General features: G+C 67.3%; 18 protein-coding genes. 10 read left to right on the forward strand and 8 right to left on the reverse strand.

Features of this window, described 5'->3' with window-relative positions; translation table 11 throughout:
* Nucleotides 1-69: 69 nt before the first annotated feature.
* Nucleotides 70-357, reverse strand: a complete 288-nt coding sequence (locus tag IPK20_20545) for a DUF2834 domain-containing protein (protein ID MBK8018852.1) — start codon at nt 355-357, stop codon at nt 70-72.
* A 110-nt stretch (nt 358-467) separates the two neighbouring features.
* On the opposite strand from IPK20_20545, the gene IPK20_20550 reads away from it, so the two are divergent.
* Complete coding sequence (locus IPK20_20550; protein MBK8018853.1) at nt 468-1,265, forward strand: helix-turn-helix transcriptional regulator; 798 nt, start codon at nt 468-470, stop codon at nt 1,263-1,265.
* Complete coding sequence (locus tag IPK20_20555) at nt 1,262-2,182, forward strand: hypothetical protein (protein ID MBK8018854.1); 921 nt, start codon at nt 1,262-1,264, stop codon at nt 2,180-2,182. The genes IPK20_20550 and IPK20_20555 overlap by 4 nt, the downstream gene beginning before the upstream one ends.
* 48 nt (nt 2,183-2,230) lie before the next feature.
* On the opposite strand, the gene IPK20_20560 is transcribed toward IPK20_20555, so the two are convergent.
* Nucleotides 2,231-3,055, reverse strand: coding sequence for an inositol monophosphatase (locus IPK20_20560; protein MBK8018855.1), 825 nt, complete (start codon nt 3,053-3,055; stop codon nt 2,231-2,233).
* Between the two features lie 214 nt (nt 3,056-3,269).
* On the opposite strand from IPK20_20560, the gene IPK20_20565 reads away from it, so the two are divergent.
* The 3 genes from IPK20_20565 to IPK20_20575 all read left to right on the forward strand — a co-directional run bounded on the left by IPK20_20565 (nt 3,270) and on the right by IPK20_20575 (nt 7,056).
* Nucleotides 3,270-3,842: an RNA polymerase sigma factor gene (locus tag IPK20_20565; protein ID MBK8018856.1), complete on the forward strand. Its 573-nt coding sequence runs from the start codon at nt 3,270-3,272 to the stop codon at nt 3,840-3,842.
* Nucleotides 3,835-4,917: a hypothetical protein gene (locus tag IPK20_20570; GenBank protein MBK8018857.1), complete on the forward strand. Its 1,083-nt coding sequence runs from the start codon at nt 3,835-3,837 to the stop codon at nt 4,915-4,917. The genes IPK20_20565 and IPK20_20570 overlap by 8 nt, the downstream gene beginning before the upstream one ends.
* Nucleotides 4,918-6,135: 1,218 nt before the next feature.
* Nucleotides 6,136-7,056: a diguanylate cyclase gene (locus IPK20_20575; protein ID MBK8018858.1), complete on the forward strand. Its 921-nt coding sequence runs from the start codon at nt 6,136-6,138 to the stop codon at nt 7,054-7,056.
* A gap of 119 nt (nt 7,057-7,175) precedes the next feature.
* On the opposite strand, the gene IPK20_20580 is transcribed toward IPK20_20575, so the two are convergent.
* The 6 genes from IPK20_20580 to wrbA form a co-directional block, all read right to left on the reverse strand.
* On the reverse strand, nt 7,176-7,706 hold the full coding sequence (locus IPK20_20580) for a phasin family protein (GenBank protein ID MBK8018859.1): 531 nt from the start codon (nt 7,704-7,706) through the stop codon (nt 7,176-7,178).
* A 244-nt stretch (nt 7,707-7,950) separates the two neighbouring features.
* The gene (locus IPK20_20585) at nt 7,951-8,616 is read right to left on the reverse strand and encodes a class I SAM-dependent methyltransferase (GenBank protein ID MBK8018860.1); all 666 of its coding nucleotides are present in this window, start codon (nt 8,614-8,616) and stop codon (nt 7,951-7,953) included.
* Between the two features lie 57 nt (nt 8,617-8,673).
* On the reverse strand, nt 8,674-9,597 hold the full coding sequence (gene gluQRS / locus IPK20_20590; GenBank protein MBK8018861.1) for a tRNA glutamyl-Q(34) synthetase GluQRS: 924 nt from the start codon (nt 9,595-9,597) through the stop codon (nt 8,674-8,676).
* On the reverse strand, nt 9,588-9,941 hold the full coding sequence (locus IPK20_20595; protein MBK8018862.1) for a DUF2069 domain-containing protein: 354 nt from the start codon (nt 9,939-9,941) through the stop codon (nt 9,588-9,590). The genes gluQRS and IPK20_20595 overlap by 10 nt, the downstream gene beginning before the upstream one ends.
* Entirely contained in the window at nt 9,938-10,636 is a 699-nt protein-coding gene (locus tag IPK20_20600; GenBank protein MBK8018863.1) for a DUF2470 domain-containing protein, read from the reverse strand. The genes IPK20_20595 and IPK20_20600 overlap by 4 nt, the downstream gene beginning before the upstream one ends.
* On the reverse strand, nt 10,633-11,226 hold the full coding sequence (gene wrbA / locus IPK20_20605) for an NAD(P)H:quinone oxidoreductase (GenBank protein ID MBK8018864.1): 594 nt from the start codon (nt 11,224-11,226) through the stop codon (nt 10,633-10,635). The genes IPK20_20600 and wrbA overlap by 4 nt, the downstream gene beginning before the upstream one ends.
* A 167-nt stretch (nt 11,227-11,393) precedes the next feature.
* Here wrbA and IPK20_20610 point away from each other — a divergent pair, with 167 nt between their 5' ends.
* The 5 genes from IPK20_20610 (at nt 11,394) to IPK20_20630 (ending at nt 16,662) form a co-directional block, all read left to right on the forward strand.
* Nucleotides 11,394-12,338, forward strand: coding sequence for a YihY family inner membrane protein (locus tag IPK20_20610; GenBank protein MBK8018865.1), 945 nt, complete (start codon nt 11,394-11,396; stop codon nt 12,336-12,338).
* Nucleotides 12,335-12,682: a hypothetical protein gene (locus IPK20_20615; GenBank protein MBK8018866.1), complete on the forward strand. Its 348-nt coding sequence runs from the start codon at nt 12,335-12,337 to the stop codon at nt 12,680-12,682. Before IPK20_20610 ends, IPK20_20615 begins: the two co-directional genes overlap by 4 nt.
* A gap of 492 nt (nt 12,683-13,174) precedes the next feature.
* Nucleotides 13,175-14,485 carry a DUF1800 domain-containing protein gene (locus IPK20_20620; GenBank protein ID MBK8018867.1) on the forward strand — a complete coding sequence of 437 codons (1,311 nt, stop codon included), beginning with the start codon at nt 13,175-13,177 and terminating at the stop codon, nt 14,483-14,485.
* A gap of 12 nt (nt 14,486-14,497) precedes the next feature.
* The gene (locus IPK20_20625) at nt 14,498-15,718 is read left to right on the forward strand and encodes a DUF1501 domain-containing protein (GenBank protein MBK8018868.1); all 1,221 of its coding nucleotides are present in this window, start codon (nt 14,498-14,500) and stop codon (nt 15,716-15,718) included.
* A gap of 308 nt (nt 15,719-16,026) precedes the next feature.
* Nucleotides 16,027-16,662, forward strand: coding sequence for a hypothetical protein (locus IPK20_20630; protein MBK8018869.1), 636 nt, complete (start codon nt 16,027-16,029; stop codon nt 16,660-16,662).
* The last annotated feature ends 58 nt before the right edge of the window (nt 16,663-16,720 follow it).

Here is a 16,720-nt window from a genome sequence, read left to right on the forward strand (position 1 = left end):
GGTGGTCTCCGTGGAGACGCACCGGTGGCGCGTCCCACGCATGTTTCGCCGGTGCCGGCGGCTCGCGCACTATTTCCGCGTGAGCAGATAACCCAGCGGCCCGAACGAACCGAGGAGCGCGGTGGCCACGATCCAGGGCCCGGGATTGCGTCCGCGGGTCCTCGCGTCCTGCCACAGCCAGATCATCACGAGCGAGAGGGCGATGACGAGGTCCGCGAGGACCTGGGCGGTCGCGGCGTTCTGGAACTGCATGGCGAAGATGGCCACGTAGCCGTGCTGCCACAGGGCGACGGCGCTCAAGGCTCCGAACAGCAGGGCCGTGGCTGCAAGAGCGGTGCGGGGCAGGGTCAGGTTCATGGTGCGGTCCTCCGGTTGACGAGGCGCCCAGTCTGCGAACCGGACGGTGCAGAAACCATTACCCGGCAGGTAAGCCTTCCGCGCCGTTCGAGGCGGTAGCATCCGCTTCCATGGATACCCCCACCTTCGGCGCGCAGCTTCGCGAGTGGCGGCAACGGCGCCGTCTCAGCCAGCAGGCACTCGCGGAACTCGCGGAACTCTCCACGCGGCATCTTTCGTTTCTCGAAACGGGACGGGCCGCGCCAAGCCGGGAGATGGTGCTGCGGCTCACGGACCGGCTGAGCGTGCCGCTGCGCAACCGCAATCCCATGCTGGAAGCGGCGGGCTACGCGCCCTTGTTCCGTCAACGGCGCCTCGACGCGCCGGAGATGCAGGCCGCGCGGCGGTCCATCGAGCTGCTGCTGGAGCGCGTGATGCCTTATCCGGCGCTCGCGTTCGACCGCAACTACGACGTCGTCGCCGCCAATCCGGCGGTGTCGCTTCTGCTGGAAGGAATCGCCCCCTCGCTGTTGCAGCCGCCGATCAACGCCGTGCGGGTGAGTCTGCATCCGGATGCCATGGCCTCGAGGATCGTCAACTTCGCGCAATGGCGGGGCCACATCCTGGACCGCCTCCGCCGGCAATGGGAGCAGACAGGCGACGATGCACTGGGCGAGCTGCTGCGCGAAGTGTCGACGTATCCGCGCCCGCCGGACGGGCCGGAGTGCGGAACCGCGCACGATCCGGCGGGCGTCGTCCTGCCGCTGCAGCTGCGAACGCCGGCGGGGGTGATGAGTTTCATCAGCGTCGTGAGCGTGTTCGGCACACCCCACGACATCCTGCTGCAGGAACTCGCGATCGAATCGTTCTTTCCGGCGGACGACTTCACGGCGCGCGCGCTTGCATCTCTGGCGCAGAAGGCGCCATGAGCGGAAAGGCCGGACCGGCCATCGTCTGCGTCGGCCACTGCGCGCTCGATCGGGTCTTCGGCGTGGACTCGTGGCCGACCGGCAGCGCCAAGATCGTGGCGGACCGTTTCGAGGAGTCGGGTGGCGGGATGGCGGCGAACGCGTCCGTGGCCGCCGCGCGGCTCGGCGCACGAGTCTCGTTCTGGGGACCGACGGGCGCCGATGCCACCGCACGGCGGATCCGCGAGCAGCTGGAGGAAGAAGGCGTCGACACCGGGAATCTGCGCTCCTTCGAGGGCATGACCACCTCCACCTCCGCGGTCCTGGTGGATGCCGGCGGCGAACGCCTCGTCGTGGGGTATCGCGGGACGGCACTGCAGGCGCCCGCGGACTGGCTCGAGTCCGCACCGCTGGTGGGTGCGGGAGCGTTGCTGGCGGATGTCCGATGGGTGGCGGGCGCGCGCGTTGCGTTGCGGGCTGCTCGCGCCGCGGGGATTCCCGCCATCCTCGATGGCGAGATCGCGCCGCGAGAAATTCTCCGGTCGCTCGCCGCCGAAGCCGGCCACATCGTCTTCTCGGAACGGGGCCTCGCGTCGATGTCCGGCGAACCCATGGACGATGCGCTGCGGGGCGTAGTCTCGCGCCGTGCCGAAGTGGCCGCGGTCACGCTCGGTGAACACGGGGTGCGCTGGGTGGAAGCGAGCGAGCCTTCACGGGTGTTCGAGCAGAAGGGCTTCCCGGTGCGGGCGGTCGACACGCTGGCGGCCGGCGACGTCTTTCACGGTGCCTACGCCGTGGCCGTCGCAGAGCGACTCAGCGTCGCGGACGCGATGCGGTTCGCGTGCGCCGCGGCGGCGATCAAGTGCACCCGTACAGGGGGCAGGAACGGAGCGCCCTCGCGGGAGGAGGTGGAGGTCTTCCTGCGGAGCAGGGCGTAGCGCCGGACGCGCGAATGACGCGATGGGCGCGAAGGAAGAACGGGACCGTCAGCCGAGCAGCGCCTCCCGCACGGCGCGCCAGCTGGCCTCGTCCGGGGCGTAGAGCAATCCTCCGGTTCTCTGCGTGGGCCGGTAGGGCGTGCCGTCGTAGTGCGCGGAGAAACCGCCGGCTTCGCGATGAACGAGCCAGCCGGCGGCGTGATCCCAGGGCATCAGCTTGTTGTACATGAGCACATGGCAGTCGCCGGAGGCCGCCAGCCGGTATTCGTGAGCGGCGCAGCGCAGATTGGCGGTCGAGCGCAGTTTTGCCATGTTGCGCGCGACCTGCGTGCGCAGCGGCTCTTCCAGAAAGCCCACGCCCATGATGCCTTCCATGCGCGACACCTCCACAGGTTCGGCCACGCGCAACCGCTTCGTCTCGCCACCCTCGAAGCTCTGCCACGCACCTTCGTCTCTCACCGCGAACGTCGTGTTTCTCCCCACCGGGTCGTGGATCGCGCCGGCCACGATCTCGCCCCGCAGCGTCACGGCCGCCATCACGGCGAACGCTGGCAAGCCGGCAACGAAATTCCGCGTGCCGTCCACGGGGTCGAGGATGAAGGCGAGCGGCGCGTCGCCGAGGGTGTCGAGAATCGAAGGGTCGCGCGTCGCGGCTTCTTCGCCGACGATCACCGCCGACGGGTACCACTTCGACAACTGATCGGCCATCGCACGTTCGGCCGCTTCGTCGGCATCCGTGACCAGATCGACGGCGGAACTCTTGGTGCGGATCTCGGAGGCCTGGAGACGGTTGAAACGGGGCAGGATCTCGGCGCGGGCGGTGTCGGCAAGCAGGGTGCAGAGGCGGTCGAGATCGGTACGGGTAAACGTCATGGCGGGCGGCAGGAGGAGGAGAGGATCTGTGGAGGGTACCGCGAACGTGCGTTCCCGGCCCGAAGCTGAACGAAATGGAAGAAGGCCGCGTTGCGCTGTCCCGCGAAGACGGTTCGATGACCCCGGGGCGCGAGGGCCCGTGCACTCGTTCGTTTTCGCCATCGACCCCATCGTCGCTGCCCCTGCGTTCAAGGACTGACGCTACACTTTCCGCATGACGGAGGACGCGGACGACGAGACGCTGATGCTTCGCTACGCGCAGGGCGACGCGGGCGCATTCGCCGTCCTCTACGAGCGGCACAAGCGCGGGCTCTATCGCTTCTGTCTGCGGATGACGGCGGATCGCGGCCGTGCGGAGGAAGTGTTCCAGGACGCGTGGGTCAATCTCATCCAGGCGCGGGACCGCTACCGGGTCGAGGCCCGCTTCACCACCTTTCTTTACCAGATCGCGCGCAACCGGATGATCGACGTGCTGCGGCGGGACGGCAGGATCGCCTTCTCGCTCGAAGACGACGAGGGCGCGGCGCTTGCCGGTTCGCTGGAGGCCGGGAATTCCGATCCGCCGGACAGGATGCTGGAGCGCAAGCAGGACACCACCCGCATCGTCGACGCCGTGGAGGCCCTGCCGGCGGCGCAGCGGGAGGCTTTCCTGATGCATGAGGAGGGTGAACTGACCCTCGAGGAGATTGCGGTGCTGACGGGCGTGGGACGCGAAACGGTGAAGAGCCGGCTGCGCTACGCATTGAACCGTCTGCGCAGCGTGTTGCGGGAGCGTGGAGATGGCTGAACCGATGGACGATCCGGACCTCTCCGGAATCGGCGCGGCCTATCGCCGGGCGGTTGCGGAGGAAGGTCCCCCCGAGGCGCTGGACGCTGCGATCCTCGCCGCTTCACGTCGCGCGGTGAATGCCGGTCCCGCGATCCGCAGGCGCAGCTTCGTGCAGCGGTGGCGCATGCCGCTCGCGGCTGCGGCGGTCGTCGTCGTCGCATCGTCGTTGTCGCTGCTGATGTACGACGAAGGCCGGCACGAAGGAGTGCTGCGCGACACACCACCTCCGATGCACGGCGTTCCGGAAAAGGTCGACAGCGTCACGGCTCAGCCACAGGCTGTCCCTGTGCCGCCGGAGCTTGCCGGGCCGCAAGCCGAACGGGCGGAACCCGCGGTGCGGATGCGGGAATCCTCTCCTGCGGCCGCCGTTTCGCCGAAGGCACCGGAAAGAAAGGTGGAGGAGGCGCGTTCGGCCCGGCAAACGGATCGATACGAGGGTCCGCCGGCGTCCTCGGCTTCGGCACCAGCGCCGGCGCCGGACCGGTCGTCGGCGCAGGAAGCCTTGCGCGCAGACGAAGCCGCGGAGAGGGACCATGCCGCCGATGCGGCGAAGGCAGACAGCCCGGAGCGAGAACGGGCGCCTGCGCCGGTTGCTTCGGCCGCACCGCCTCCCCCCACCCTGCCGCCTCCACCGGCTGCGCCTGTCGCATCGGCCGAGGTCTCCCGACCGCCAGGAACGGAGACTCCCGCCGCTCCGCCCACCCGCACCACCGGGGCCGGTACCGTTCGAGGGGCCGTCGAATCCGGCGCCCTGGCGAAGCAAGGATCGTTGTCCAACCTGCGCAGTGGAGAGCGGCAGGTCTCCGGTTTTTCCGGCAGTCCAGAACGCAGGGTTTCCGATGCGTCCGCGCTGGAAGGCATCCGGCAGTTGTGGGAAAGCGGCAGGATGGCCGAGGCGCGCACGGCGCTCGATCGCCTGCGATGCGAGCGCCCGGGTCTGGCAATTCCACCGGAATTCCCCGTGCCGCATGCGGTCTTGCCCGTTTGCCCGTCGGTCCCGACGACTAAAGATGCTCCCCTGCCGGACCGTTAAGCCTGATTCAGACGGGGATCCTCCCTGAACGATGTGGACGCCTGCATTACGACGGGCCAAGGCAGAGACGACGGGAGATGGACAAACAGAGTTTCGACGAACTGAAGACCACGGGAAAACTCCCGTCGCCTTCGGGTGTGGCATTGCGGATCATGGAGCTGTGCCGGAAGGAAGACGTCTCGCTCGCCGAGATCGCCCGGATCGTCCAGGCGGATCCCGCGCTCTCGGGGCGGCTCATCAAGTTCGCGAACTCGGCCATGGCCGGGCCGCGCCGCCCGGTGGCCGCCGTGGTGGACGCGATCCGGCTGCTGGGCGTGAACACGGTGCGGCAGCTCTCGCTCGGCTTCTCCATCATGGGGCAGCACAAGACGGGCTCCTGCAATGCCTTCGACTACCATGGGTATTGGTCGCGTTCCCTGGCGAGTGCCATCGCGGCGAACGCGTTGTGCCTGCGGACGCGCACTGCCCCGCCCGACGAGGCGTTCACGTGCGGCCTGCTCGCCAAGATCGGCTCGCTTGCCCTGGCCACCCTCTATCCGGATGGGTACGGCCAGCTTGTCGCGGACATGCCGGCGAACCTCGAAGCCGCGCTCAAGCGGGAGCGCGAACATCTGCAGACCGACCACATCGAAATGACGGCAGCCCTGCTGGAGGAGTGGATGCTGCCGCGCATCTTCGTGAATGCGGTCACCTATCACGAGGATCCGCCTTCGGGCCAGTACCCCGAAGGCTCGCGTGAGTCGACGCTGTGCTACCTGCTCAACCTTGCCACCAAGATCGGCAGTTTCTGCGCCGCCGACGACCAGCGCCGCAAGGCGATGCTGCCGGATCTCATCTTCGACGGCGCCCGGATCGGACTGGACGCCGATGCCCTGGGGCTGCTGAGCGATCAGGTCGTGAGCGAGTGGAAGGAGTGGGGACGGGTCCTGGAGGTCAAGACCGGCGAGGTGCCCCCGTTCTCGGCACTGGTCCAGGCGGCGAGCGAAGCTCCCCCTGCCGCCACCGCGGGCGCTGCGGCCCCTGCTTCGAAGGATGGCGCCAAGCCGGCGACCGCTCAGGTGATTCCGCTGCACGGGGGCGTGCGTCCGGAAGATTCGCTGCGGATTCTCGTGGCGGACGACGATCCGGCGATGCTGACGCTCGTGTCACGCCTGCTGTCGCAGCAGGGCCACAGGGTGTGCGTGGCCCGCGATGGCCCGCGAGGCGCTGCGGGTCGCGATGAAGGAGCAGCCGCAGATGATCATCTGCGACTGGATGATGCCGGAGATGGATGGCCTGGCCCTGTGCCGCGCGCTGCGGGACACGGAGGAAGGCAAGCAGATCTACTTCCTGCTCCTCACGGCGCTCGAGGAGGAGGACAGCCTGGTCCAGGCGTTCGAAGCCGGCGTGGACGACTTCGTGACCAAGCCCGTGTCTTCACGTGTGCTCACGGCGCGATTGCGCGCGGGATTGCGCGTGATCCGGCTGCAGCAGGAGGCCGAACGGGATAGCCAGAGTCTTCGCCGGTTCGCGACCGAACTGGCGGTCGCGAACCGCCGCCTGCGACAGGCTGCGCTGACGGACCCGCTGACCGGCCTGCCGAACCGGCGCTACGCGATGGAACGGCTGGAACAGGAATGGGCGGCATCGTCGCGCAACCAGCGGACCTTCACCGCCATGATGATCGACATCGACCGGTTCAAGGCCGTCAACGACGTCTACGGACACGAAATGGGCGACCAGGTCCTGCGGCAGGTGGCGCTTGCGCTGCGCAAGGCCGCCCGATCGGAGGACGTGATCTGCCGGCTGGGTGGCGAGGAGTTCCTGGTGATATCGCCCGACACGCCGCTGGCGCCGTCGCTGCGTCTGGCGGACCGTCTGCGCCAGGCCGTGTGCGGCTCGCCCATGGTGCTGGGCACGCTGCGCTATCCGCTGTCGGTTTCCATCGGTGTCGCCGAGCGCGGCCCGGCCATGCTCAAGTTCGACGAGCTGCTCAAGGCGGCGGACGAAGTTCTCTATCACGCCAAGCGTCTCGGCGGAAACCGGGTGCAGGCGGCAGGTCAGAAAGTGGCGGTCCCGCCCGCGACTGCCGTTCCGGAGGCCGACGCGCCTGTCAGCCCCCAGCCGTCCACTTCGACGGTCGCGGCCGTCAAGAGCTGACGGCGGCTCTCATTCAGGGCAGTACAAAGCACAACAGCCCTTGCCGGTGACCGGCAAGGGCTGTTGTGTTTCAGGCGGAATCCGATCGTCGACCGGAACCCGCCCCCAGGGCGCCTGGATCAGGCGGCCTTGCGCTTCGTGCTCACGGGCTGGACCGACGCCACGGTGGCGTTGATGGTCGAACCGACATCCTTGAATGCGTGCAGCGAGCTTTCGTAAGCCTGGTTCGCCGTGGTGATGGCGGACTTGAAGGCGGACACGAAGGCCTCGGAACCGGCGGGGGCCGACTTGAGCAGGCCGTCCAGCGCCACGACCATCTGCTTGTTGAACTCGGTGACCTGGGTCTCGACCAGCGAGGCCAGTTCGGACTGAGTGGCGGAAACCTGCTCGTAGACGGTACGGGCATAGGCCTGGGTCGTCTCGAAATCGGGCTTGAACGCCTTGGATGCCAGCGTGCGCAGATCGGCGGGGTCCTTGGCGGAGGCCACGGCCTGGAAGGCGCCGGTGAACTCGTCGAAGGCCGCGCGGGCGGTCTTGGTGTTCAGGTCGAGCAGACGGGCAACGCCGTCGGAGGTGATGGAAGCCGCACGGACAGCAGCGTCGAACTGGGCCTTGGCCGGACCCGTGAAATCGGGAGTCGTAAACGACATGACAGTTGCTCCTTCGGAAAGTGGAGTGATGTTTCCATGCAACTGGGCTGGGCCCACGCAGTTATGCTGCATTGCACAAAACGAAGTATATGCACGGAAATGCAAGTGTCAAGGGTTGAAGCGAAGTTTTTTGTGCGATGCGACAAAAAGAGGTGCGGACCCTGCGCTCCGCTCGCGTTGCCCACCGGCCAGGGTCCAGGAATTCGGGTCCGGTGCCCAGGGTCTAGGGCCCAGGGCCCAGGGTCTAGGGTCTCTTCCTGATCACCGTCAACCCATCCCCCATGGGCAGCAGGGACAGGTCGACGCGGGCATCGTCGCGGACGTGGGCATTGAAGGCCCGGATCGCCTGGGTATCGGCGTCCTGCACGGCGGGGTCGGCCGGTTTCCCGTACCAGAGCGTGTTGTCCACGAGGATGAGACCGCCGGCCCGGACCAGTTGCAGGCACCGTTCGTAGTAGTCCAGATAGCCTTCCTTGTCCGCGTCGATGAACGCGAAATCGTAGGTGTCCTGCTGCCGGGCCGCGAGCAGCGCATCCAGGGTCTGCAGAGCCGGAGCCAGGCGCAGGAAGATCTTGTGGCCCACACCGGCGGCGTTCCAGTATTTCCATGCCACCGCGGTCCAGGTCTCGCTCACGTCGCAGGCGGTGATCGCTCCGTCCTCGGGCAGTGCCAGCGCGACTGCGAGCGCCGAATAGCCGGTGAAGGTGCCGATCTCGAGGCAGCGCCGGGCGCCCAACGTACGAACCAGGAGCTGCATGAACTGGCCCTGCTCGGGACTGATCTGCATGCCCGCTTCGGGCAGGCGGGCCGTTTCCTCCCGGAGATCCCGCTGCAGCGGCGTCTCTCGCAGCGAAGCATCGAGAAGGTACCGGTGGAGACTGTCGTCCAGGGACAGGGTTCGATTCGACATGGAGAGAATTGACGGCGTGGTGGCGAAGGTCTGAAGCGGTCCGGAGCACTGACCCGGTCACGCGCGAACGCGGCCGGGAGGCAGAGGTAAGGCAACCCGTTTGGGAATGCGTTCGCGCCGCCAGTGCTGCCGGGCCCATTGCCACAGCTGCGAGGGGGCGGACCCGGCAAGCTCGACGGGTGGCGGGTGCCCCAGGAAAGTCAGGGCGGAAGCGACCACGCTCGATGGCCTCCCGCTGTCGACGGGATCGGCGAGCGTCTGCTTCGACAGCTTCTGTCCTCCCGCATCCAGCGCCACGGGCAGGTGCAGGTAGGCGGGCGGCGTCTCGTTCAGCAACTGGTAGAGCCACAACTGCCGGGGGGTCGAATCCAGGAGATCCGCTCCGCGCACGACCGTGTCGAATCCGGAGTGGAGGTCATCCACGACGCACGCGAGATGGTAGGCGTAGACGCCGTCGGCCCGGCGGACCACGAAGTCGCCGGTGGCCATCGCGAGGTCTTGCCGCACGGTCCCCTGCAACGCGTCCTCGAAGACGATCGGCGCTTCCGGCACCCGGACACGGAGGGCCGGAGCACGGTCCGGATGGCTCGGGCCGGCGCGGCAGGTGCCCGGGTACCGCGGCCCCTCGATCCCCGGCAAACCTGCACGGGCAATCTCGGCGCGGGAACATGTGCACGGGTAGATCCCGCCGGTTTCCTCGAGCCGGGCGAGCGCATGCTCGTAGGCATCGCGGCGCTCGCTCTGCCGCACGATCGGGCCGGTCCACTGGAATCCCAGCGCCTCGAGACAGGCGAGGATCGCCGCTTCGGCGCCCGCGGCCACCCGGGGCGGGTCGAGATCGTCGATCCTGAGATGCCATTCCCCGCCATGAGCGAGGGCGTCGGCGTAGCTGCCTGTGGCGGCCACGATCGATCCGAAATGCAGCGGCCCCGACGGCGTGGGGGCAAAGCGCCCCCGATAGGCGCCCACCTTCACGCGGATGGCGCCGCCCGACGCAGCCGGCTGCGTACGTAGAGCAGGCAACCGGCGAAGAACATCAGCGACAGCACGACTTCGGTGATGGCCAATCGTTGCGAAAGGCCGCGGTCGGACCAGGCACGCACGACGCCTTCGGTGAAGTACGCCAGCGCAAGAAAGCTGGACCAGCGGTAGCTGTAGAGGCGCTCCCGCAGGATGCCGAACAGCGGCGCCAGCAGCGGCAACGACTTCAGCATCAGGAGGCTGCCGCCGGGACGCAATGGCGCCAGGAACGACTCCCAGGCCACGCAGAGCAGCGTGAGCGCGATCAGCGAGGAACAGGTGAGAACGTAGGCGAACCGGATCATCGGATCCGGCTTTGCTGGGCCATTTGCACGAGCACGCGTCTGGCCGCATCGGCGTCGGGCACGACTTCCGGAAACTCGAAACGCAGCAGGGTTCCGTCCGCCAGCACATCGAAACCGTCGGCGTCGATGCCGGCCATTTGCACGCTTTGCGGCGTCACGCCGTAGCCATGCCGGCAATAGTCGGCAAGGGCCTGCGCGTGGTCGGCATTCATGTGTTCGACGATGTCGCGCTCGCGCGCGTCGAGCGGCATTTCCGGCAGGAGGAACTGGTGGCCGTCCAGCCAGCGGATGTCGCCGAACCCGCCGATCCAGTGCACCGCCACGATGTCGATGCGATGGAAGTGGAAGTCGCCGAACCCCGCATACTGCTCCGACTCGGGAAAGAACGCGCGGTAGCGCGCAGCCCCGCGGTCGTCCGGCGCGATGCGCGAGGCGTCTCCCAGCACGGTGAGCCGCGGGCCGGTCACGACATCGTCACCATGGACGTTGAGGCTGACCCGGCTGTCTTCGGCGATGTTCTGCGTGTGGGCCGCCAGATCGCTGATGAGCAGGATGGGTGAACCCGACACGTCCAAGGCGAACGGCACCGCCGAACCGGCCGGATAGCCGGGAAAGCGTTTCGAGTGCGTGCTGAGGACGCCCGCCCGGATCCTGCGAAAGAGCTGGCGCGCGCGGCGCGGCGTGTCGGCACTCATGCGGCGAGCTTCAAGGCGGTCCTGGCGAGCCGCTGTCCCAGCGCCACGCAGAGCCGCCGCTCTTCTTCGGTCAGGGGCCTGTCGTTGCCCGGCCCGGCCCAATGCGTGGCGCCGTAGGGGCTGCCGCCGCTCGAGGTGCTCGCGAGGTCAGGCTCGGTGTAGGGCACGCCGACGATCACCATGCCGTGATGGAGCAGGGGCAGGGTCATGGACATCAGCGTCGTCTCCTGCCCCCCGTGCAGGCTTGTCGTGGAGGTGAACACGGCTGCCGCCTTTCCGGCCAGGGCTCCCTGCGCCCAGAGCGTGCCGGTGGAATCCCAGAAGTACTTCATCGGGGCCGCCATGTTGCCGAACCGGGTGGGGCTGCCCACGGCGATGCCGATGCACTCCTCCAGATCGCGGGCCGTGGCATACGGTGCACCGCTGTCGGGGATGGCCGGTTCCACGGCTTCGCAGACGGCCGAGATTCTGGGAACGGTACGGACGCGGGCCGCGGCCGGAGGAACCCGCTCGATGCCGCGGGCCACCCATCGGGCCATCTCTTGCACTGCTCCGGTGGTGCTGTAGTAGAGGACGAGTATTTCGTTCATCAGGTATCCGGTGCATCCCGGCAGGGCCGGATCGCGCAGGCCTCGCGGCGCACCTGGCCTGCCGAGCCGGGCGGAGGTGGGGCGGAATGCCGCAGGAATCCGCAATACGCACGCCGCTTCGATCCTTCATCGCTATTATAGGAGTGCCCTCTCGACTCCGGCGGCGCATGAACCTCCATCTCACCGATCTCAAGAGCATCGCCCGCTTCGTTGTCCGCCGGTTCCGCGAGGACGCGCTCGCACAGGTGGCCGGCAGCCTGACCTTCACCACGCTGTTCGCGCTCGTGCCGCTCGTCACCATCGTGATCACCATGTTCGCGGTGCTCCCGGTCTCCACCAAGCTCGCGAGCACGCTCAACGCCTTCATCGTTTCCAATTTCCTGCCCGGCGCGGCCAGCAAGCTGATCAGCGGCTACACGCAGCAGTTTGCCGAGAATGCCACGCGGCTGACCGCCATCGGCGTCGCGCTGCTTGCGGTCACGGCCATCATGATGATGTCCACGATCGACCGCGCCTTCAATCGAATCTGGCGGGTGCACCGCTCGCCTCCGATCATGCGGCGAATGCTCGTGTACTGGGCGCTGCTGACCGTCGGGCCGCTGCTGGTGGCGGCGGCCGTGTACTTTGCCTTCTGGCTGATTTCGGCCTCGCTGGGCATGATCGACGAGCGCGGCTCCAGGCGAACGATCCTCAAGATCCTGTCGGTGATGCTCACCTTCGTCGCGCTGCTTTTCCTCTACCGCACGGTGCCCAACCGGCGGGTGTCATGGTCCGATGCCATGGCCGGCGCTCTCGTCGGCGGGGCCGGATTCGAGGCGATGAAGGCCCTCTTCACGGCGGTGGTCGCCACCTTCGGCAACTACAAGCTCATCTACGGGGCGTTCGCCGGATTCCCGGTCTTCCTGTCCTGGGTCTTCCTGTCCTGGCTCATCGTGCTCACGGGCGCCGTCATCACCGCCGCGCTGCCGCAACTGCGTACGGGCGCCTGGGCCCGGTATCGCGTGCCTGGGGAAACTATCTCGAAGCCCTCGCGATTCTTCGTCATCTGCGAGACCGGCACGCATCCGGTGGCGTTTCCACGCTGGTCGAACTGTCACGTGCGGCCCGGATGACCTGGGAGGACACCGAGGTGCTGCTGGTGCGCATGGCCACGCGCGGCTGGGCCGTGCGCGGCGGCGAAGGCGGGTGGGTGCTCTGTCAGGACCCGCGGAACATCAAGCTGGAAACGGTGTTCGAGGAGTTCGTGTTTCAGTCGGAGGGGTTGTCCCGCGAGGCGCACCGGCTGGGCCTTCACGACCGCCCCTGGCAGGCCGCACCCGCCGTGACCGGCCGCATGAGTCTCGAACAGTGGTGCGCCGATGGTGCGGCCGGCGCCTCCGCCGGCGCTCCGTTGTCCACCACCGCCAGCGTGCCGGACGACTCCCGATCGCGCGCGGAACTCAAGGCGGTTCCCTGACGCGGACGGCTTTTCCCGGCCGCCGCACCCATGCGGTAGAAATTCCCGGTGGAATGTACTCCGCCGCGCGTCCGCGGGGTCTCCAGCTCTTCGCCGCGCGTACGCACTTGTACGCGTTTGTCGTCCAAAACCTTCCCACCGTCCGTCATGGACCGACGATGCGGCATCCCGATTGCCGCGGCTGTCGTTCGATTCCTCGTCTGAACGTTGTCCCGGCGCGAGGGGTGTCGGGCAATGACAACGCTCGTCCACTGAGAGCGGGCGCGATACGTTCGCCTCGTTCGTCGCCCGGCGGCGACTGAAGCGGCTGAGGTCTGGACCCTCCGGCAGGATTTCAGCCGTGCAAGCTGTTGAATCGCCAATCATCCGCGGAGGTGGTCACGGTATTGCAAAGAGATCTTCCCCGAGGGCGGCCTGTCGCAGGACCGCATGGGATCCGGAAATCCGGCGGGCCGCGTTGTCGCGTCCGGAAGCAGTCGGGGGAGAAGTGGGATGGCATGGTCACGCGAGGACGCGGCGCATCTGTTGCGCAGGGCAGGTTTTGGAGGATCGCTGGATGATGTGGAGCGCGTGTACGCGCTGGGGCAGAACGGCGCGATCGAATTCTTCGTGGACTATCAGGCCACGGCCGACCCGGTATGGGACAACGACAACCCGTTCGGTCTGCCGGATCTGACCGGGCAATGGGACGGAGTCACGATTTCGCTGCTGTACCAGATGCTGACGACACGCCGGCCTCTGGAGGCGAAGCTGCTCTGGTTCTGGCACGGGCATTTCACCACTCCGCTCACGGGCGTGGGCAATCTGCTGTTCCACCGGCAGATGAAGACCTGGCGCCAGCATGCGAGCGGAAGCTTTCCGCAGTTCCTCTCGGCAATGTTCAAGGACGGGGGGATGCTGACTTATCTGAACGGTTCGTTCAGCTCCAAGCGCCAGCCGAACGAGAACTTCGCCCGCGAGGTCCAGGAGCTCTACACGACAGGACCTGGCCCTTACACCGAGGACGACATCAAGGAAGCCGCGCGGGCGCTCACCGGCTGGGAAGTGAAGACCGCGAATCTGACGGTCAACTTCAACGCGGCGAACTTCGATTCCGGCTCCAAGACGTTCCTCGGGCAGACAGGCAACCTGGGCGGCGAGGACATCATGCGGATCCTCGCACAGCGCCCCGAGACGGCCCGCCGGCTCTCCACCAAGCTCTATCGCGCGTTCGTGAGCGAGCGGATCAACCTGGTCGACGTCAGCATGCTCGCCGCGTCCTGGACGCGTTCGGGGGGCGACATCAAGACCGTGATGCGCACGCTGTTCAAGCTGCCGTCGTTCTGGAACCCGGTCAATCGCGGGTTCATCTTCAAGACTCCGCTGGAGTTCGCATTCGGACTGGTACAGCGCCTGCGGGTACCGGTGGACACGACCCGAATGCGCAACATCGTGTCGTCCTGCACGCTGATGGGCCAGGATCCCTTCGATCCACCCAACCCCGCGGGCTATGCGACGGGGCTGCGTCTGACCGGTGCCAGCATGCTGATCGCGCGCACCCAGCTCGCCAGCACTCTCCTGAACAACTGGGCGACGGAAGATTCGATTTCGCTTCTGCTGACCGGAATCACGGCACCGGTTTCTGCCGACACGCTGATCACGACGGTCGCGAACCGTCTGGGGGTTCCTCGTCTGACGGCGGACACCCGTTCGAACATCGCCAACTATCTGGGCGCTGCGCCCATCGCTGCTTCGGCCCTTGCGAACAAGGCGCGTGCCGTGGCGTTTCTGCTCGCGGTCAGTCCCGAGTACCAGGTCAGCTGAAGGAAATCGACGATGTCCATGAACATGAATCGGCGGCGCCTGCTCCAGGCAGGAGTCGGGGCGGGGGCGCTAGGGCTGGTCCCGGGGATGGGAATCCTGCGGGATGCACAGGCAGCGGGCACGGGAAAGACGCTGATCACCATCCATCTCACCGGCGGCAACGATACGCTCAACACGGTGATTCCGTATGCGGATCCGCAATACGCCCTGACGCGCGGACGGCTCGCCATTCCCAACGATGCGAACCTGCCCAAGCTGGACTCGCGCATCGCCCTGCATCCGGCGCTGGGCACGATCAAGTCCTTGTGGGACCGCGGCCGTGTGGCGATCGTGCATGGTGTCGGATACCCCGGCTTCGACTACTCGCACTTCCAGGCGATGGAGATCTACTGGAGTGCCGACCCGCGCCGGACGACCTACACGGGCTGGCTGGGGCGCGCTCTGGATACGGTCACGGCGGGGGCGGCCAGCTCCCCGGTGCTCGCCGGAACCTCGATCGGTTACGGGACGCCGCCTGCGCTGGTCGCGAGGCAGTACACCGCGCCGCAACTGCCGCCGAACCCGGCCTGGTTCTGGCTGCCTTCCGGCGGCGCGCATCAGGAGGCGATGAAACGCATCCTGTCCCAGCCGCCTACGCAGACCAATCTGTTCTACGACGCGTTCCTGCGCAACGCGAAATCGGCCATCACGGCCTACGAGACCGTGGACGTCGCGCGCGATCTGCGCCCGGGTGTCGACTATCCGGCGGGCAACTTTGCGAAAGGGCTCTCGTTCGCGGCGCAACTCATGCGCACGGATCCCTCGATCCGGGTGATCACGATGGAGCAGGGGTCCTACGACACGCACGACAACCAGTTGCCGCGGCAGCACAAGAACCTCGCGGAACTGGATGCGGCACTGAAGTCCTTCGTGGCCGATCTCGACATGAACGGCCTTTCCGACCGCGTGATGATCCTGCTCTGGAGCGAGTTCGGCCGCCGGGTCGTGCCCAATGCCAACGATGGTACGGATCACGGATCGTCCCAGGCGATGATTCTGATCGGGACGGGGGTCCGGCGCGGATTCGTCGGATCGCCGCCTTCGCTCGACCCGGCGACGTTCGTGGACCGGGGAAACCTGCCCATGCAGTTCGATTTCCGGCAGCTCTACGCCACCCTGCTCGACGGCTGGATCGGCGTCGATTCGAAGACGGTGCTGGGCTCCGCGTTCGGAAGGCTGCCCGTCCTTCTCTGAACCCCCGGAGAGCGCGCCGCTGCGCGTCTCCTCATCTCGGGATGGCCTGATCGATGTGCGCCGATCGCATGGCATCCGGGCACATTCAATCGCGAGAGGCGCGGCCGAGTTCGTCGGCAGGTGCCAGGTCTACGCGCGGGGCGCGGTCCGGCCCCGTTTCCACGGTTATCCCCGGTTTCCCTTTCACGCCCGGTTTCCGGTGCGCGCCCCGCGCACCGTCCTCCACGCCGTCTTCCCGTCATCCGCCCACCGGGCCCCCGGCACCGGCGCGCGATCCCATCACTGCTTCCCCAACGCAGGAGACCTCAATGAAAACAAACACCCTATTCGCGGCGTTCGCTGCCGCAACGTGGCTGTACGCCGGGACGGCGTCGGCCGTGGTCATCGACTTCGAATCGCTGACGCATGCAGGGCTCGATGTCGTGGCCATTCCCGTATACCAGGAGGACGGTTTCCGTTTCTCCAGCGACGTCGATCCCGTGCTCGCGGATGCCGCATTCAGCATCTGGGGCACCGGAGGCATCGGCTTCAACGGCTCCACCGCGCTGTTCAACACCTTCGAGGGTCAGACCACCACGATGCAGTCCGTGGACGCTTCCCCGTTCTCCCTGCAATCGATCACCGTGGGACCGATGATCGAGGGGCTGGCCGGGACCCTGACGTTCGTCGGCGAACTGGCGGGCGGCGGCGAGGTCACCCAGAACTTCACCTTCGGTCCGGCCCTCCTGCCGCAGGTGCTCACGTTCGGGACCGGCTTCGCCGGCCTGTCGCGCGTCATGTGGCTGCAGGGCAACGCGCTGGAAGCGCATCAGTTCGACAATCTGGTCGTCAATCAGCCCATCCCGGAAATGCGGACAGGCGCGTTCGTTCTCGCGGGCCTTGCCGTGCTGGGCGTGTGGCGCTCGCGCAAGACGCCCCGGCGGAGATTCCATCCGGAGGACTGACACCCCGGCACGAGTGCGGCGGCGGCACCGGGGCCGCCGCCGCGACGACCGGACAACC

Source organism: Betaproteobacteria bacterium (assembly GCA_016713305.1).
Classification (GTDB): Bacteria; Pseudomonadota; Gammaproteobacteria; order Burkholderiales.

Bases quoted from the DNA above. Each gene is read 5' to 3' on its own strand.
- IPK20_20550 (MBK8018853.1), top strand. From the start codon at position 468: ATGGATACCCCCACCTTCGGCGCGCAGCTTCGCGAGTGGCGGCAACGG.
- IPK20_20585 (MBK8018860.1), bottom strand. From the start codon at position 8,616: ATGTCGAATCGAACCCTGTCCCTGGACGACAGTCTCCACCGGTACCTT.
- IPK20_20575 (MBK8018858.1), top strand. From the start codon at position 6,136: ATGAAGGAGCAGCCGCAGATGATCATCTGCGACTGGATGATGCCGGAG.
- IPK20_20595 (MBK8018862.1), bottom strand. From the start codon at position 9,941: ATGATCCGGTTCGCCTACGTTCTCACCTGTTCCTCGCTGATCGCGCTC.
- IPK20_20545 (MBK8018852.1), bottom strand. From the start codon at position 357: ATGAACCTGACCCTGCCCCGCACCGCTCTTGCAGCCACGGCCCTGCTG.
- IPK20_20555 (MBK8018854.1), top strand. From the start codon at position 1,262: ATGAGCGGAAAGGCCGGACCGGCCATCGTCTGCGTCGGCCACTGCGCG.
- IPK20_20565 (MBK8018856.1), top strand. From the start codon at position 3,270: ATGACGGAGGACGCGGACGACGAGACGCTGATGCTTCGCTACGCGCAG.
- IPK20_20625 (MBK8018868.1), top strand. From the start codon at position 14,498: ATGTCCATGAACATGAATCGGCGGCGCCTGCTCCAGGCAGGAGTCGGG.
- IPK20_20630 (MBK8018869.1), top strand. From the start codon at position 16,027: ATGAAAACAAACACCCTATTCGCGGCGTTCGCTGCCGCAACGTGGCTG.
- IPK20_20560 (MBK8018855.1), bottom strand. From the start codon at position 3,055: ATGACGTTTACCCGTACCGATCTCGACCGCCTCTGCACCCTGCTTGCC.
- wrbA (MBK8018864.1), bottom strand. From the start codon at position 11,226: ATGAACGAAATACTCGTCCTCTACTACAGCACCACCGGAGCAGTGCAA.
- IPK20_20620 (MBK8018867.1), top strand. From the start codon at position 13,175: ATGGCATGGTCACGCGAGGACGCGGCGCATCTGTTGCGCAGGGCAGGT.
- IPK20_20570 (MBK8018857.1), top strand. From the start codon at position 3,835: ATGGCTGAACCGATGGACGATCCGGACCTCTCCGGAATCGGCGCGGCC.
- IPK20_20615 (MBK8018866.1), top strand. From the start codon at position 12,335: ATGACCTGGGAGGACACCGAGGTGCTGCTGGTGCGCATGGCCACGCGC.
- IPK20_20610 (MBK8018865.1), top strand. From the start codon at position 11,394: ATGAACCTCCATCTCACCGATCTCAAGAGCATCGCCCGCTTCGTTGTC.
- IPK20_20580 (MBK8018859.1), bottom strand. From the start codon at position 7,706: ATGTCGTTTACGACTCCCGATTTCACGGGTCCGGCCAAGGCCCAGTTC.
- IPK20_20600 (MBK8018863.1), bottom strand. From the start codon at position 10,636: ATGAGTGCCGACACGCCGCGCCGCGCGCGCCAGCTCTTTCGCAGGATC.